15 protein-coding genes are annotated in these 14,562 nt (G+C 57.7%); 7 read left to right on the top strand and 8 right to left on the bottom strand.

From position 1 onward, the window contains the following. Positions 1-9 precede the first annotated feature (9 nt). On the top strand, positions 10-1,749 hold the full coding sequence (locus tag EDC27_RS05900; RefSeq protein WP_123289710.1) for an aldehyde ferredoxin oxidoreductase N-terminal domain-containing protein: 1,740 nt from the start codon (positions 10-12) through the stop codon (positions 1,747-1,749). A gap of 166 nt (positions 1,750-1,915) precedes the next feature. Here the strand turns inward: EDC27_RS05900 and EDC27_RS05895 are convergent, their stop codons facing one another. Continuing rightward, positions 1,916-2,350 (bottom strand): acyl-CoA thioesterase, encoded by a 435-nt coding sequence (locus EDC27_RS05895; protein WP_123289709.1) that lies wholly within the window; start codon positions 2,348-2,350, stop codon positions 1,916-1,918. Positions 2,351-2,539: 189 nt separating this feature from the next. Here EDC27_RS05895 and EDC27_RS16230 point away from each other — a divergent pair, with 189 nt between their 5' ends. The 4 genes from EDC27_RS16230 to EDC27_RS05885 all read left to right on the top strand — a co-directional run bounded on the left by EDC27_RS16230 (position 2,540) and on the right by EDC27_RS05885 (position 4,617). Then, positions 2,540-3,076 carry a patatin-like phospholipase family protein gene (locus tag EDC27_RS16230; RefSeq protein WP_211334788.1) on the top strand — a complete coding sequence of 179 codons (537 nt, stop codon included), beginning with the start codon at positions 2,540-2,542 and terminating at the stop codon, positions 3,074-3,076. 12 nt (positions 3,077-3,088) lie between these two features. Further along, positions 3,089-3,415, top strand: a complete 327-nt coding sequence (locus tag EDC27_RS16225) for a hypothetical protein (protein ID WP_211334787.1) — start codon at positions 3,089-3,091, stop codon at positions 3,413-3,415. Positions 3,416-3,448: 33 nt separating this feature from the next. Further along, a complete protein-coding gene (locus EDC27_RS16720) occupies positions 3,449-3,580 on the top strand; it encodes a hypothetical protein (protein ID WP_281273120.1) in 132 nt (43 codons plus the stop codon). A 290-nt stretch (positions 3,581-3,870) separates the two neighbouring features. After that, positions 3,871-4,617: an HAD family hydrolase gene (locus EDC27_RS05885; protein WP_123289708.1), complete on the top strand. Its 747-nt coding sequence runs from the start codon at positions 3,871-3,873 to the stop codon at positions 4,615-4,617. A gap of 528 nt (positions 4,618-5,145) precedes the next feature. Here the strand turns inward: EDC27_RS05885 and EDC27_RS05875 are convergent. The 7 genes from EDC27_RS05875 to EDC27_RS05845 are packed head-to-tail and all read right to left on the bottom strand — an operon-like array spanning position 5,146 to position 12,335. After that, positions 5,146-6,471 (bottom strand): CaiB/BaiF CoA transferase family protein, encoded by a 1,326-nt coding sequence (locus EDC27_RS05875; RefSeq protein ID WP_123289706.1) that lies wholly within the window; start codon positions 6,469-6,471, stop codon positions 5,146-5,148. Between the two features lie 32 nt (positions 6,472-6,503). After that, positions 6,504-7,841 (bottom strand): CaiB/BaiF CoA transferase family protein, encoded by a 1,338-nt coding sequence (locus tag EDC27_RS05870; protein ID WP_123289705.1) that lies wholly within the window; start codon positions 7,839-7,841, stop codon positions 6,504-6,506. Positions 7,842-7,886: 45 nt separating this feature from the next. Further along, entirely contained in the window at positions 7,887-8,594 is a 708-nt protein-coding gene (locus tag EDC27_RS05865) for an LrgB family protein (protein ID WP_123289704.1), read from the bottom strand. Next, positions 8,591-8,929 (bottom strand): CidA/LrgA family protein, encoded by a 339-nt coding sequence (locus EDC27_RS05860; RefSeq protein ID WP_211334786.1) that lies wholly within the window; start codon positions 8,927-8,929, stop codon positions 8,591-8,593. The genes EDC27_RS05865 and EDC27_RS05860 overlap by 4 nt, the downstream gene beginning before the upstream one ends. A 4-nt stretch (positions 8,930-8,933) precedes the next feature. Next, a complete protein-coding gene (locus EDC27_RS05855; protein ID WP_123289703.1) occupies positions 8,934-9,650 on the bottom strand; it encodes a FadR/GntR family transcriptional regulator in 717 nt (238 codons plus the stop codon). Then, complete coding sequence (locus EDC27_RS05850; RefSeq protein WP_123289702.1) at positions 9,647-10,948, bottom strand: (Fe-S)-binding protein; 1,302 nt, start codon at positions 10,946-10,948, stop codon at positions 9,647-9,649. Before EDC27_RS05850 ends, EDC27_RS05855 begins: the two co-directional genes overlap by 4 nt. Before the next feature lies 1 nt (position 10,949). Further along, positions 10,950-12,335 (bottom strand): FAD-linked oxidase C-terminal domain-containing protein, encoded by a 1,386-nt coding sequence (locus tag EDC27_RS05845; RefSeq protein WP_123290101.1) that lies wholly within the window; start codon positions 12,333-12,335, stop codon positions 10,950-10,952. Positions 12,336-12,902: 567 nt separating this feature from the next. Between EDC27_RS05845 and EDC27_RS05835 the strand changes: the two genes are divergently transcribed. Both EDC27_RS05835 and EDC27_RS05830 read left to right on the top strand, forming a co-directional pair. Continuing rightward, on the top strand, positions 12,903-14,060 hold the full coding sequence (locus EDC27_RS05835) for a TRAP transporter substrate-binding protein (protein ID WP_123289700.1): 1,158 nt from the start codon (positions 12,903-12,905) through the stop codon (positions 14,058-14,060). Positions 14,061-14,087: 27 nt separating this feature from the next. Beyond that, on the top strand, positions 14,088-14,562 hold a 475-nt coding region (locus EDC27_RS05830; RefSeq protein WP_123289699.1), incomplete at its 3' end, for a TRAP transporter small permease subunit.

Raw genomic sequence — 14,562 nt, 5'->3', positions numbered from 1 at the left:
GGACATCCCATGTCATCTTCCTTTCGAGTCCTTGTGGTGAACCTGACGACAGGGCAATCGGAGCCCACAACATTCGGCGCCGTCCATGACCATTTGGGCGGCAGCGGGCTTGCCGCGGCGCTTTTTGAAGCCTTCGGCGATCCCAGCGCCCCGTGGGATGATCCAGAACAGCCCTTGGTGTTTGCCATCGGCCCTTTGAGCGGCTTTCTACCGCTCATGAGCAAGGTGGTGCTGGGTTTCCTTTCGCCTTATCACAACCAATACGCAGAAAGCCATGCCGGAGGGCGACTGGCCCTGGCTTTGCGTTTTTCCGGCTACGATGCCCTGGTGATTCAAGGCGTGGCGGCCTCACCAACCCTCTTGACCTTGGGTTCCCGAGAAATTCGCCTCCTGGACGCCCATTACCTGTGGGGTATGGACACGTTGGCCACGGGCAAGTGGGTGCGAAAAATCCATCAGGGCGAAGGCGGCCATCGAAGCATTGTGCGCATCGGTCCGGCGGGAGAAAACCTGGTGGCTTTTGCCGCCATCAACGTCGACACCTATCGCCATTTCGGTCGCTTGGGCTGTGGCGCCGCCATGGGGCGAAAGCGCCTCAAAGCCATCCTGGTTTCCGGGGATCGAAGTGTGGCGGTCCCCACGTCCAAGGCTTATGCAACGTTTTACAAAACCATCTACCAAGAAGCCGTGCGCTCTCCCATCATGCGCAAGTACCATGACTTGGGAACACCGGAAAACGTTCTTCCATTGAATGCCCTTCGAGCCTTGCCTTGGCGAAACCTTCAGGCCACTCAGGATCCAGGCGCCCAATTCATATCCGGGGAACACTTTGCCCAAGACCGGCTTCTGAGGCAGACCGCATGCGCGGGATGCCCTGTGGGTTGCATCCATATCGGATTGTTGCGGGAACGTTTTGGCGAAGAACACGAATACATCTACCGCCAGGTTTCCTACGATCACGAACCTATCTTTGCGGCCGGATCCATGCTGGGAATCACCGATGCGGCACAGGTACTACGGCTCCTGGAATCCATGGAACGCTTCGGCCTGGATGCCATTAGCGCAGGCGTCAGTCTGGCCTGGGCCACGGAAGCCTTTGAAAAAGGCCTGCTCAGCGAAAAAGAAACGTTGGGACCCCTTCGATTCGGCGAAGCCGAAGCCTATGACCGGGCTCTGGCGCACCTGGCGGGGGGAACCAACGATTTTTATCGAGCGCTGGGCCGAGGGACCCTCCATGCGGCAAGCCTCTATGGCGGACAAGACTTCGCCTGTGTGCTCGGCCAAGAAATGGCCGGCTACGCCACGGGGGAAGTCTTTTTTGTGTCGCAAGCGTACGGTTTTCGGCATTCCCATCTAGACAGCGCCGGCTACAGCTATGACCAAAACACCGGGCAAAAGTCCGTCGATGAAGCCCTAGCCTATCTCATGGAAGAAGAACGCCGTCGCGTCCAACTCACCTCCATGGTGGCCTGCCTCTTTGCCCGCAAGCTTTACTCCGAGGACCGGCTTCAGGAAGCCCTGAACCTCTTGGGCCATGAAGAAGCCGCTCACAACCTGGCATCTTTGAGCGAAAAAGTGCAGGCCATGCGATGGCACCTGCGTTTCCGTTCCGGCTTTGACCCTGACCAGGTGGTTCTTCCAAAAAGATTTTTCGAACTTACCACATGGAAAGGCCCCATAGACGCGGCCTTTCTGCACGATCTCGCCGCCGCTTATGGAAGCGCCATCCGCCGAATCGTCAATCATTGATTCTCGCAAGCCCTTGAAAAAGGGAATGTATCGAAGCGGCGTACGTCGCGAAACCCGTCGCGCGGTGCGGCGCTGCGACGGAATGGAAACCCTGAATCCCGTCCTTATGCGGAAGGGATGCGGCGGGTTGAAATTCTTCTCAAGGCTGCGAAGCCCTGGGCCCGCCTCATGAGGAAAGAGGCTCCCCTTCGTATTTTTCCACCGCGCAACGCAGCTTTTCCGGAACGGGCACCGGCTGACGCCCTCCTTTTTCCACAGCCACGGCCACAATGCGGCCCGTCGTGATCAAGGCGTCCGTGTCCGCCTTGTGAATGGCAAAATGAAAAGTGAAGCTGGTTCTGCCGATATGGGTAATGCGCGCATGCACATGCAGCACCTCATCAAATCGGGCGCTTCCCTTGTAGGTGCACTGGGCTTCCACATAGAAAAAATCGTACCCATCATTCAGCATGGCATCGTAGCCGTAGCCAATGGCTTTAAGGTAGTCCGTGAGCCCCTGGTCGAAGTAGACGAGATAGTTGGAAAAGAACACGTGCCCCTGAGCGTCCGTGTCCGCGTACCGCACACGAACCGGCGTAAAAAATTTGAACTTTTCATTCATGAAAGACTCCTCTCGAAAGGTTCACCGCCCCCATATCCTTCCCGGACAACCTCAGAATACATGCTCTTCCTCAACGCGTTTAGCACATCCCCTCTTTTGATGTCGACGGCAAGGGCTGAATGAATAGACCGCCAGCGCCGACTTGAGCCGGTTCTGCACGGATGTTATAGGAAGGCAAAGGAACCGGCCATGGGCTACCCTTTTCGCAATCTGGTTTTCGAAGGCGGCCGCATGAAGGGCATCGCCCATGTGGGGGCCCTTCAGGTGTTGGAAGAAAAAAACATCCTTCCACAAATCCTTCGAGTCGGCGGCACGTCCGCAGGGGCCATTACCGCCGTCATGGTTGGGCTCAATGACATGCCGTCAAAAATCTGGGAAGCGGTCAGTTACATAAACTTCGGAAAGTTCATGGACGACGATTTCGGCGTGGTGCGCGACATCCACCGGCTCATCTACGAATTCGGCTGGTACAAGGGAAACGCTTTTCGAAAGTGGATCGGCGAAATCATCGCTCACAAGGCCGGCCATTCGGAAGCCACTTTTCTTCAGGTCCATCGGCAAAAGGCGGCCAAAGGTTTTCGTGACCTTTATTTCATAGGAACCAACATCTCCACCCATTTCTGTGAATTCTTCTCCTACGAACACACGCCGCGCATGTGCGTGGCCGACGCCGTGCGCATTTCCATGTCGATTCCCCTCTTTTATACGTCGCGCCTCAGTCCTTGAGGGGACGTGTACGTGGATGGAGGTGTGCTCGACAACTACCCCGTCAAGCTTTTTGATCGCCTGCGCTACTTGGATCCCGCCGTCGTCGCCAGCCACGGGCGCCTTACGGATTACTACACCAAGCACAACACCAGCCTGAAGCGCAAAGTAATCGATGTAAGTCCCTACATCTACAACAAGCAAACCTTGGGTTTTCGGCTGGATTCGGCTCGGAAAATCGCCGTCTTTCGTGATCAGGCTAAACCGGTACTCGAAGCCGTGGACGATTTCTTTTCCTATGGCTTCAATCTGCTTCAGACCATGCTCAACGCCCAACAATTATCATCTGCACAACGATGACCGGCACCGGACCATCTCCATCGACACCTGGGCGTGAAAACAACGGACTTCAAGATTTCCAAAGCTCGAAAGAACGCGCCAGTGCAATCCGGCCACAAAGGCACCGAAGCTTACTTTGCCTGGTACAACGACCCGGCCAGCGATCCGGCCAACCGTGTCGTGTGACATACGCGGGGGATTGTGAAGCGGATGCGAAGGCGGCTTGTCGAAACTCTGCGGGGAATGGCCGAAAGTGAAGTCGGTGAGCCGCTACCTGGTGTGACGGCTGTCGCCATGAGACCTAAGGTGATTTCCGAACACGCTCCGAGCCAGGGTTTACGCCGCGACCAGGCCATCCATCTGAGTCCTTCCAGGCTCCCAGAGGTAACGTCGCGTGAAACTCATCTTTGTCTTGACTTTTGGCAGGGCTTGCCCATGGTGGTGAAAAACCTTTTCGCACAAGGAAGGAGTGGGTCATGGCTCAAAAGGATTCCTATCGAGCTTTGTTTTCGTCCGACTGGAGTGAATGCCTGGCTCCGAGCGGCCCCTTTGACTGCATTTTTTTTAACTATCCCGACCTCAAAGATCCGCTGACAACCATCTTTCGGCAGTACACGTCCAACACGATTTCATTAGGTGAGGCCATCCGCCGCATTGAGGCCATGATGCCGGGACCGGTAACCGAGGACATGATGGACGCCTACCTTCAGGCCTCCTTTGCGACCTATCCCGGAGCCGCCCCATTCATTCGGTGGTGTCATGAAAACCGGATCCTGTTCATGCTGAACACCACGGGAATGAAAGGCTACTACCAGCGGATGTTGGCTCAGGCGCTCCTACCACCGGTGCCGGCCTTGTCTGCGCACCCGTTTATCAGCTACCCGAAAGGGCCCACCGACCCTCACATCTTTTTGCCTCTGCACGAAATTCAGGACAAGGCCGCCAATTCCGCGGCGGTGGCCGAAAAGAGCGGTATTCCTGCCGGGCGGATCATCATCATGGGCGACAGCGGCGGCGACGGCCCTCACTTCGCCTGGGGCGCTCAAGTGAAGGCGTTACTGATCGCCAGCCGGCCGAAACCCTCCTTGGAAAAGTACTGCGCCGACCGCGGCATCGTGATTCATCACCGCATCGGCACCACCGATGCGCCCGAAAAGGGAAACTTCATGGACATGGTTCCATGGGTGGAGGCGTACCTGGCCTCGAGTGAGGATTGGCGGTAAACCGATCCTTGAAGCGTGGTTCTAGAACCCGGCCATGATCATGGCCTGGCCGTCTTGAAGAAGCTGCGCCTGGCCCTTCGGCCCATGGGCCGACGAGGCGATCGGTGGGCGGGATTGCTGGAAGCGCAGACCTTCCCGCCACAGGCTTTTGAAACAACGGGCGTTATGGACTCCGTCGACGCCCCATGGGCCTGTGCGAGAAGGCAACTTGGCCAAGCAAGACAAATCGGCCTCGCGCCTTTTGGCGTTCTTGTGATGGGGAAGCTGCGGGAAGGCATTGGAAGGCGTGGCGCAACCCACGAGACCCCATCGCGCCGGGTGACCCTTTTCCACAAGCCGACTCCACAGGCCGATTGGCGCGAGCGGCACGAACGCATACGCCCCATCGCGCCTCTCGGCCCTTCCATAGAGCGCGAAAACGTTCTGTATCGCTCTATCGCCTGCCAAAAGTGGAAAAAGGTGTGACCCAATCCGCCAATTGATACAAACCCCGAACAGGGCGTCACAGGGCCGCTTTCAAAAGGCTTTTCAGATGACTCCGGAAGCCCTTAGCCGCTCCAATTGGCTATGGCCCAGGCCCAGCAGGCGCCCGTAGACCGCTTCGTTGTCGGCTCCCACGGGCCGGCACGCCCATTTGAGGCGCGGAGGCGTGCCCGTCATTTTCCACACCGGTCCTTGCAGGGCCAGGTCTCCGTAGACGGGATCATGGATCTTTTGAAAGACACCCCGATCCCACCAATTTTGTTCGGCAAAGGTCTGAGACGGACGGCAGACTTTCCCCGTCACCACCGCAGCGGCACGCCCCTCCTTTTTGGCCGTGGCTTCGGCCACCATATGGATCACCTCATCCACGGTGTACTGAAGGCTCCATTCTTCGAGAATCTGCTGCAGAGCCTCCTCGCTTTCATAGCTTGTCCTTTGCATGAAGGTGGAAAATCGAGGATCCTGCGTGAGTTCCGGACGGCCGATGATTTCCATCAAAGTGGCAAAGGCTTCGTCGTTGTAGGCGGCCAAAAAGGTGTAGCCGTCCTTGCACTGAATAAAGGTGTAGGGAAAGACCGAAGGGTCGTAATTGCCCAGCCTTTCTTTGACCCCGCCTCCCATGTGGTACCAGCCCATGTTGTAATCAATGAACTTCATGATGCATTCGGCCCCGGAAACATCCACCATCTGCCCTTTGCCGGACCGCTCCCGGTACAAAAGGGCGGCCAGAATGCCGTAGGCGGCAAAGAGGCCTTCCGCGTACCAGCCGTACCAACTACCCACCTTGGTGGGCACGGCGTGCGCAGAGCGCTGTGCGTCTTCAGGTTCTCCATTGATGTGAATGAGGCCGGAGTAGGCCTGGTTGGCAATTTCCGACGCTTGCCGCCCCTGGCGGGCCTTGGGACCGAACTGGCCGTAGGTGTGCAACGCCGCATAGATGAGGCGCGGCTGAAGGTCTCGAAGGTGGCGGTAACCGATCCCCAAGGCGTCCAAGAAACCGGGTTCAAAGGTTTCGATGACAATGTCGGCGTGGGCTACGAGCTTTGTGAAGATGTCCCGGCCTTCCTCCTCCTCTAGGTCCAAGGTGATGTGGTGCTTGTTTCGCCCTTCCACCAGGTACGCCAGGCCCGTGTCCTGATGGGTCAAGCCGAAGGGACTGAAGTGCCGAGCTGGATCCCCCTCGGGCGGTTCGATGCGAAGGACTCGAGCGCCCAATTCCGCCAAGATGGATGAGGCAACCAAGCCGCCGAAACTCATATAGCTCAGGTCCAAAACCAAAAGATTATCCAGCGCTTCGGGGTGCTGCGCCGCCTGGCAAGGATCGGAGTGGGCCTTTGCCCAATCAAACCAGGTCGTGGTGGTTTCGTTCATGGTTTGCCCTTTCCGTACCTGTAAGGTTTCCTTCAGAAGACGCGTCCCGCCTGACCATTCCAGTCTTCCGGAGGTTTGGCGCCGATGCGATCGGCCCATGTGCCCACAATGCCTTCGTCGGTGAGAGCTTTGACGGTATCGGCATCCAGGCCCAACAGGGTGCGAAAGATGTAGTCGTTATGAAACCCGACGGGCCTGGCGATCCAGCGCATGCGTCCTGGGGTTTCCGAAAGTTTGGGGCCCGGCCCGTATTCCACCACGGGACCGTACAGAGGGTCTTCAAATTCCCAGACCGCTCGACGAAACCGAAGGTGCTCATCCTCGTAGTGATCCCGCGCCGAGGCCACGCGCTGGGCGGAAAAACCGTGCCGCACACCCAGATCTTCCACTTGGCGCACCGTGTGGTCGGCCACCCACCGGGACAGGCGTTCATAAATTCTGTCCCGGTTTTCTTCCTTAAGACGCCCACAGAGGCTCTCGATCTCTTCGTCGTCACGCAGGTCCTGAGCCCCCATGGCCTCGCACAGTCCTTGAAAGGACCCGTCATCGACGGCGGATACGGCCACAAAGCCATCTTTCGCTCGAAACACCCCCGAAGGCACCATGGCCACATCCACATTGCCCACGCGACGCCTTTCCTTGCCAAAAAGGCTCCACAACAGCCAGGTCCAGTCCTGAATGCGAATGAGGCTTTCCCCTTGGGACACATCGATCATCTGGCCCTGCCCTGTCCTGGAACGGGCGTAAAGCGCCGCGAGAATGCCCAGCGTGGCAAAAAGCGCTCCCGTGTAGTCGCCAATCCAGATGCCGATCTTGAGGGGTGGGCGGCCCGGGAAACCTGTGGTGGCCGAAAAGCCGCTCATGGCCTGGGACGTGGCGTCATAGGACGGCCGATCCCGATACGTGCTCCATTGCCCAAACCCGCTGTTGGCCTGATAGATGAGCCGCGGATTGAGCTCCTTGAGTTGCCGATAGCCCACGCCCCAACGGTCCATGGTGCCGGGACGAAAGTTTTCCACCAGAACGTCCGATCGGGCCACGAGCTGTTTTAAGAGTTCCGCCCCCTTCGGTTTTCTGATGTCGATGGCCACGTGATACTTGTTGTGGTTCATATGGGTAAAAGCGGGGGAAATGTTCTTGTAGAAAAATCCGCGAGGCGCCACGTAGCGCATGAGGTCCCCCACACCGGGCAGCTCGATCTTGATGACCTCAGCCCCCAGGTCCGCCAAAAGATCGGCGGTCACGGGCCCAAACACCCGCGTGCATAACTCCAGCACTCTTATGCCTTTGAGCGCCTCGGGTTTGAAAAAGATGGCCTCGGGATCAAACAGCTTTTCCGTCCAGTCGAAATAATCGTCTGCTGCCATCATCGTGCTCCTTGCTTCCTGATTTTTTCCCTGGTCGAGATCCTATGGCTACGGACGCACCCACAGCACAATGAGCTTCATCAGGACCGGGGTCACCACGGCGGTGGCGATGCCGTTGAGACATATGGCCAGGCCCCCCGCGGCCCCCTGAACTTCCCCTTCCTCCACAGCTCGAGCCGTTCCAATACCGTGGGACGCCGCCCCCATGGCCAGCCCAAAGGCCACAGGGTGCCGCACGCCGCACAGGCGAAGAACACCAGGGCCGATCACGGCGCCGAGAATGCCCGTGGCGATGACGATGGCCGCAGTCAGCGAGGGAATACCTCCGATCTTTTCCGCGATGCCCATGGCAATGGGCGTCGTGACCGACTTGGGCGCGATGGAGGCGACCACAGGAAGCGAGGCCCCCAAAAGAGCCGCCGTGCCGGCGGCGCTCAGCACCCCCACCACGGCCGCCACTGCCATGGAGACTCCAATGGCGCGGCCGCGCTTTCGAATTTCTTCCATCTGCACATACAGAGGAACACCCAAGGCCACCACCGCGGGGCCGAGAAAGAAGCTGATGATCTGTCCGCCCTGAAAGTAGTCTTCGTAAGGAATCCCCGTGAGGGTCAAAAAGGCCATGAGTCCCAAAATGGAAAGAAGAACGGGATTGAGCCAGAAGAACTTGAACCGCTGATAGATGCGCTGCGCGACATAGAAGGCAAAAAAGGTCACAAAAACGGAAAAGGCCTTGCTCGTGAAAAATCCCATCATCGGCGCTCCATTTTTTGCGTCACCCAGCCGACGACCCCAAGCACCACCACGGTGCTCACCACGTAAGCCACCACCAAGGGAACCCATTCGCGGGACAAAAGGTCCAGATAAAGGAGGAGCCCCACGCCCGGCGGCACAAAGAAGAAAGCCATGTTCTGCACGAAAAGGTCTGCGGCCGGTTTGACACTTCTGAGGTCAACCCAACCACGACACAGGGAAAACGTGAGCAGCATCATGCCGATGACATTGCCGGGAATGGGCAACGCCAGCCCATAGCTCACCGCATCCCCCAAAGCCAGAAATCCGAAAATGATACTCAGGCTTCGAACCATCATGCCATCATGGTGCTTGACGCGATCGAAAGAAATCCAACACGAACCCGATGTGACACCGCATGGCATTGAGAGCCTCTTCGCTGTCCCGATGCCGTATGGCTTCATAGATCGCCGTGTGTTGTGCAATGATTCGTGGAAGATTGTCGGGGTCTTCGTAAAGTTTTTGCAAATTCATGCGAATGCCGAAAAAGAGAAAATCATAGAGGCTGCGCATCACCTTAATCTGGACGGGATTGCGGGAGGCATAGGCCACGGCCATGTGAAAGGTGATATCCGGTTCGTGACCCAACCCTCCTGCAGCAATATCGGCCTTCATGGCTTCCAGACTGGTGCGCAGGTGTTCAATGTCCCGATCGTCGGCCCGCGTGGCGGCCAGAGCCGCCGCCGTGCATTCCAACCCCATGCGCACTTCCAGAATGTGCTCCAAGGTCACATCCTGACCCTCCATGAATGTGGCCATGGGATTTTCGTGCAACGGATCCAGGCTGCGCACGAAGGTGCCTTGCCCGTGGCGCTGCTCCACCAGGTTCATCACCGTGAGCTGATTGATGGCTTCGCGCACCGTGGGACGGCTCACCTGAAGCTGCCGCGCCAGCTCCCGTTCCGAAGGTAGCCTCTCCCCGGGTTTCAAAAACCCACGGTAGATGAGCTCGGTCAACTGCTGCGCCACTTCGTCGGCAACCCGCTTGGGCTTGATGGGTTTAACGGGAAGGACAGTCACGATGCCACACTCTCCGCGTAAATTTCCACAGCATGCCGCACCTTCACGGCATCCCCGGCTTGACTCAATCGATCATGAAACTGCAGCATACAGGCCGGACAGGCCGTGACCAAAATGCGCGCTCCCGTCGCAGCCACCATGTCCCGCTTTCGACGACCCACTTTAGACGAAAGATCGTAATGTTCCAGGCTAAAACTGCCACCCAGACCGCAACACCAATCGGGTTGGGCCATTTCCACTAAGCGAACGCCCGAATGGGCCTGGAGAAGTTGTCGAGGTTCGCGAAACACGCCGAGGGATTTCTTGAGGTGACAGGGGTCATGATACGTCACGGGAATGGCCGTGGCATCCGGCCTGGCTGCAGGTAGGTTCAGACCCAGGCGTTGAATGAGAAATTCATGGATGTCCATGGTCTTTTCGCTGAGGCGGCGCACGCGGGCCACAAGGTCGGCGTCGTCCTCGGAAAAAAGGACGGGCCAGACCTTGCGAAGCGTGGCCGTGCAGGTGGCGCATGAAGTGATCAGCACATCGAACCGATCCAAGGGAAATCGATCCAGGTTGTGCCGCACGAGTTTTTTAAAGGTCGTCATGTCTCCTGAGGAGGCCGCCGGAATGCCGCAGCACGCCTGATTGTCAGGAACATACAGGCCGACTCCATGAGCGCGAAGCACCTTGAGTGTCGCATGGGCGACCGATGGAAAAATCTTGTCAATGAGACAGCCCACAAAAAAGGCGGCTTTGAGGCCGGAAGAACCGGGAGCAGTGTCCAGCGAAGCCACCTCCGCATGAAAAGGGCGGGGCGCCAAAGGTTTGATGTGCCGACCACCAAGAAGCGGGGACACAAAACGAGCGCACGAGGTTCCCAACACCTCGTTGGCCGGCTTGGTGAAAAGATCCTGGAACCGGACTCCCCATTCGGTCACCTTGTCGAAAAAGGCGGGATTGGCCAACATGCCACGAAGGATGAGCTTTTTGACGGGGGATAGCCCCATGTAGCCGGCAAGAATGGCTCGCGCCTTCAAGAAAATGTCCAGCACCTTGACGCCGCTGGGGCAATTGGCGGCACAGGATCCACACAAAAGGCACCGCTGCAGCCGCTGCGAAACCCCTCGGGGATCGCGAAACATCTCTTTGGAAAGGCCCTCCAGCAACGCCAACTTGCCGCGCGCCACGTCGGCTTCTCGCCCCGTTTCGGCATACAGCGGACACACAGCCTGGCACATGCCACAGCGCATGCACACCACCATCTGGTCTTCCAATTCCCGCACCAGCCGAGCCAGATCCTTCATGCTGGCCATCTCACGCCTCCCCGATCACCTTGCCGGGATTCAAAATGTTTTTGGGATCCAAAGCCCGTTTGATGCGACGCGCATATTCCAAAGTGGCCCGCGTGGTTTCCTTGACCATAAAGGGTGCCTTGGCCAACCCGATGCCGTGTTCGCCGGACAGGGTGCCGCCCAATGCCAGCGCTCGATCAAAGATCTCTTCCACCGCCCGTTCCACGCGATGCCACTCCTCGGTGTGGCGCCGGTCGGTCAAGATGGTGGGATGCAGGTTGCCGTCCCCGGCATGGCCAAAGGTGCCGATGGTCAGGTTGTATTTGGCCGCAATTTCTTGCACGGCTTGCACCATGTCGGGAATTCGGCTTCGTGGCACCGTGGCGTCCTCCAAAACCACCGTGGGTTTGAGCTTGGCCAGGGCCGATAAGGCCGCTCGGCGCGCTTCCCAAACCTTGTCTCGTTCCTGGGCCGTCTGGGCCACGCGAAGCCGCTGCGCACCCAGCCGGCGGCAAATGGCTTCTACCTTGGCCGCATCCTCTTCGACCTGCGCCGGGTGACCGTCCACTTCAATGAGCAGCATGGCAGCGGCGTCCGTGGGCAGCCCGGCTCGCGAAAAAGACTCCACGGCACGAATGGTGAAATTATCCAAAAATTCCAACGTCGCCGGAAGAATTTTTTCCGCAATAATGGCCGCCACGGTTTGGGACGCGCCCGAGACGCTGTCAAAGATGGCCATCATGGATTTTCGGTGCTGTGGCTGAGGGATGAGTTTGAGCACAATCTTGTAAATGACCCCCAGCGTGCCTTCCGATCCCACAAGAAGGGAAGCCAAGTTGTAGCCCGTCACACACTTGACCGTGCGTGCCCCGGTCTTGATGGCGTCTCCGTGAGCGTCAAAAAATTCGAGACCCATCACATAGTCGCGCGTCACGCCATATTTCAAACCGCGCAGCCCTCCGGCGTTTTCGGCCACGTTACCGCCGAGAGTGGACACGGCCTGGCTTCCGGGATCGGGAGGGTAAAAGAGGCCGTGGGCTTCCACGGCGGCGGCAAATTTGGCCGTGATGAGCCCGGGTTCCACCACGGCGTAAAGGTCTTCTACGTTGAGTTCCAAAATGCGGTTGAGGGCATTGGTGAGCACCACCACGCCGTGGGCTTTGGGAATGGTGCCGCCGCTCAGATTCGTGCCAGCACCGCGAACGGTCAGCGGCACCTCGTTATCGTGACACAGGCGAACCACACGCCCCAGGCTTTCGGCCGTAACGGGCCGCACCACCGCGGCGGGCACCACAGGATCCAAAACCGCCGCATCATAGGCGTACACCGCTCGATCCGCCTCGTCCACAAAGACATTGTCCTTGCCCACCACATCCGCCAAAGCCTTGATGAAATGCTTCGAGACCATGATGTGTTCCTCCATGCGAGATTTGTTTCTCATTAAAGAACCCACCGGGACAATGAGCCCACAGTCTGAGAGGCCAAAACACGGACCGAGGGGCAGGATGGCAGTTGGTAAGACCACATGACATTGAGACCATTTCGAGGGGCGAGGCGGCCCGGTACGTGGGCAGCCTAGCAGGCTTCCTAAAGTTTTTCAAGGCATTTTGTGAAATTTTTTCTTGACACTCTGGGAAGGCTGTGCAAAGTGTGTGGTCAAGCCATCGACCTGATTGGGCTTGCGGCGCAGGTTGCGTGTCGGCGTGGTCTCCCGTTCTATCTCCGGGAAAAGGTGTGGCGAGGCTGTTTGGCCTCTCAGGTGCCTTTCCCCACCGTTTCGGCTCACCCTCCCGTTGCGCTCAGCGGACGCGTCGACCGTGGACTCCGCAAGAAAGGGGGTGAGAGTCTTTCAGCAGATCCAGAGGCTTTGGCCTGCCCTTTGAAACTGGAAAACCCAAGCAAAAGGGCCTTGCGGGGCGGCAAGAATTCGTTGAGCGAATGATCCTTACCGAAAGCAAGCAAAGGAGACGGTGTGATGAAGCGTTGGGCTACTGTGGCAACGGTGTGTGTCTTGGCGCTTTTTTTGGCTGTGGGAACGGGTCTGGCGGCCAAAAAGCAGCGCGGTAAGTTTGCAGAAGATCCGCGCCATAACATGGCCAAGAGAATAACTTTCAAGCCGTCCGACAAGACATTTCGCTGGAAGATGGTCATGCCTTGGACCAAGGGGCTGTTGTTCTACGACATCGCCCAACATTTTGCTGACAGTGTTCGGTTGGCCTCGGCAGGACGCCTGGACATCAAAGTCTTTTCGGCCGACGAATTGGTTCCGGCCATGCAGACCTTTGATGCGGTCGCTCAGGGAACGGCCGAAGTGGGCCATGATTGGCCGGGGTATTGGAAGGGCAAAAACGAAGCGTTCGTGGCTTTTGGTTCCGTGCCCTTCGGTCTGGACGCCGAAGGCTACAATATTTGGCTCTACGAAAAGGGTGGCCTGGAGATGATGCAGGAACTCTACGGGCGTTTTGGACTGCATGCGCTGCCCTGCGGTCAAGTGGGACAGGAAATGGGCCTTTTTTCCAACAAGCGCGCCACCAAGATGGAAGACTTCAAAGGCCTTCGTGTGCGCACGCCCGGCTGGTACATGGACATCATGAACATGCTGGGAGCTTCGGTCAGCCCGCTGCCCGGCGGGGAAGTCTATTTGGCCTTGGAACGTGGCGTGATCGATGCCGCTGAATTCTCTTCTCCGGCGATCAACTATCCCATGGGTTTTGACGAAGTGACCAAATATTCCATTCAGCCGGGCGTCCATCAGCCGGGCTGCCAATGTGCGGTGTTTTTCAACAAAAAGGCCTGGGACGAACTGCCGGAAGATCTCAAATGGATCGTGCAGATTGCCGCCATGGAAACCCAGCTTTGGAGCTACAACTGGGTGAACGCCCTAAATGCCAAGGCCATTGAGGAATTCAAGAAGCGCATCGAATTCGTTCGCATGGACACGGACGCTCTCATTCAATTCCGGAAGACTACGAAAGAATATTTGGATTCACTCAAGGAAAAATTTCCCGACGTGAAGAAGGTTCTGGATTCTCAGGAAGCCTTCATTGAAGAATACGCCGTGTGGCGCGACGCTCGAAGCGGCGTGGCGCCGTGGCCCTATGAGGTCTATATCTCCGGGCGGGTGACCGAATAAGGCGCCCCAATCTGCCAACCATGGAACATGCCCAGATGCCTGCGGTCCTTTCGGGGCCGCGGGCACTCCAATGTGGAGATGCTCAAGATGGCCAATCCCTTCAGCTCCTTAGTGGATAGTTTTGTCGAGCGCCAGGGTCGGCTATGTGCCCTGCTGATCCTTCCCCTGAGTGTCGTTGTCATCTATGAAGTGGCCATGCGCTATCTATTTAACGCTCCCACGATCTGGGGCTTTGAAATGACCACCTTTCTCTACGGGCTGCACTACATGCTGGGCCTGGCCTACACCGAATTGCACGGCGGTCATGTCAAGGTGGATATTCTTACGGCCCGCATGAAGAAAAAACCGGCCACTCTCCTTGCCATTCTCACCAATGCGGTCATTTTTGTCCCCGTCATGAGCCTACTTGTTGGGTCCCATGTTATAGTATTCCACGAAGAAGCTATCCGCTGTTTCGTGCCCGCGAGAGGCTGCGCGTCATGGTTTCAAACGCAACATGGAG

The sequence above is a fragment of the Desulfosoma caldarium genome, assembly GCF_003751385.1.
GTDB lineage: Bacteria > Desulfobacterota > Syntrophobacteria > Syntrophobacterales > DSM-9756 > Desulfosoma > Desulfosoma caldarium.
Note: the sequence above shows the minus strand (reverse complement) of the source record. Positions and strands in the feature narration are given on the sequence as shown.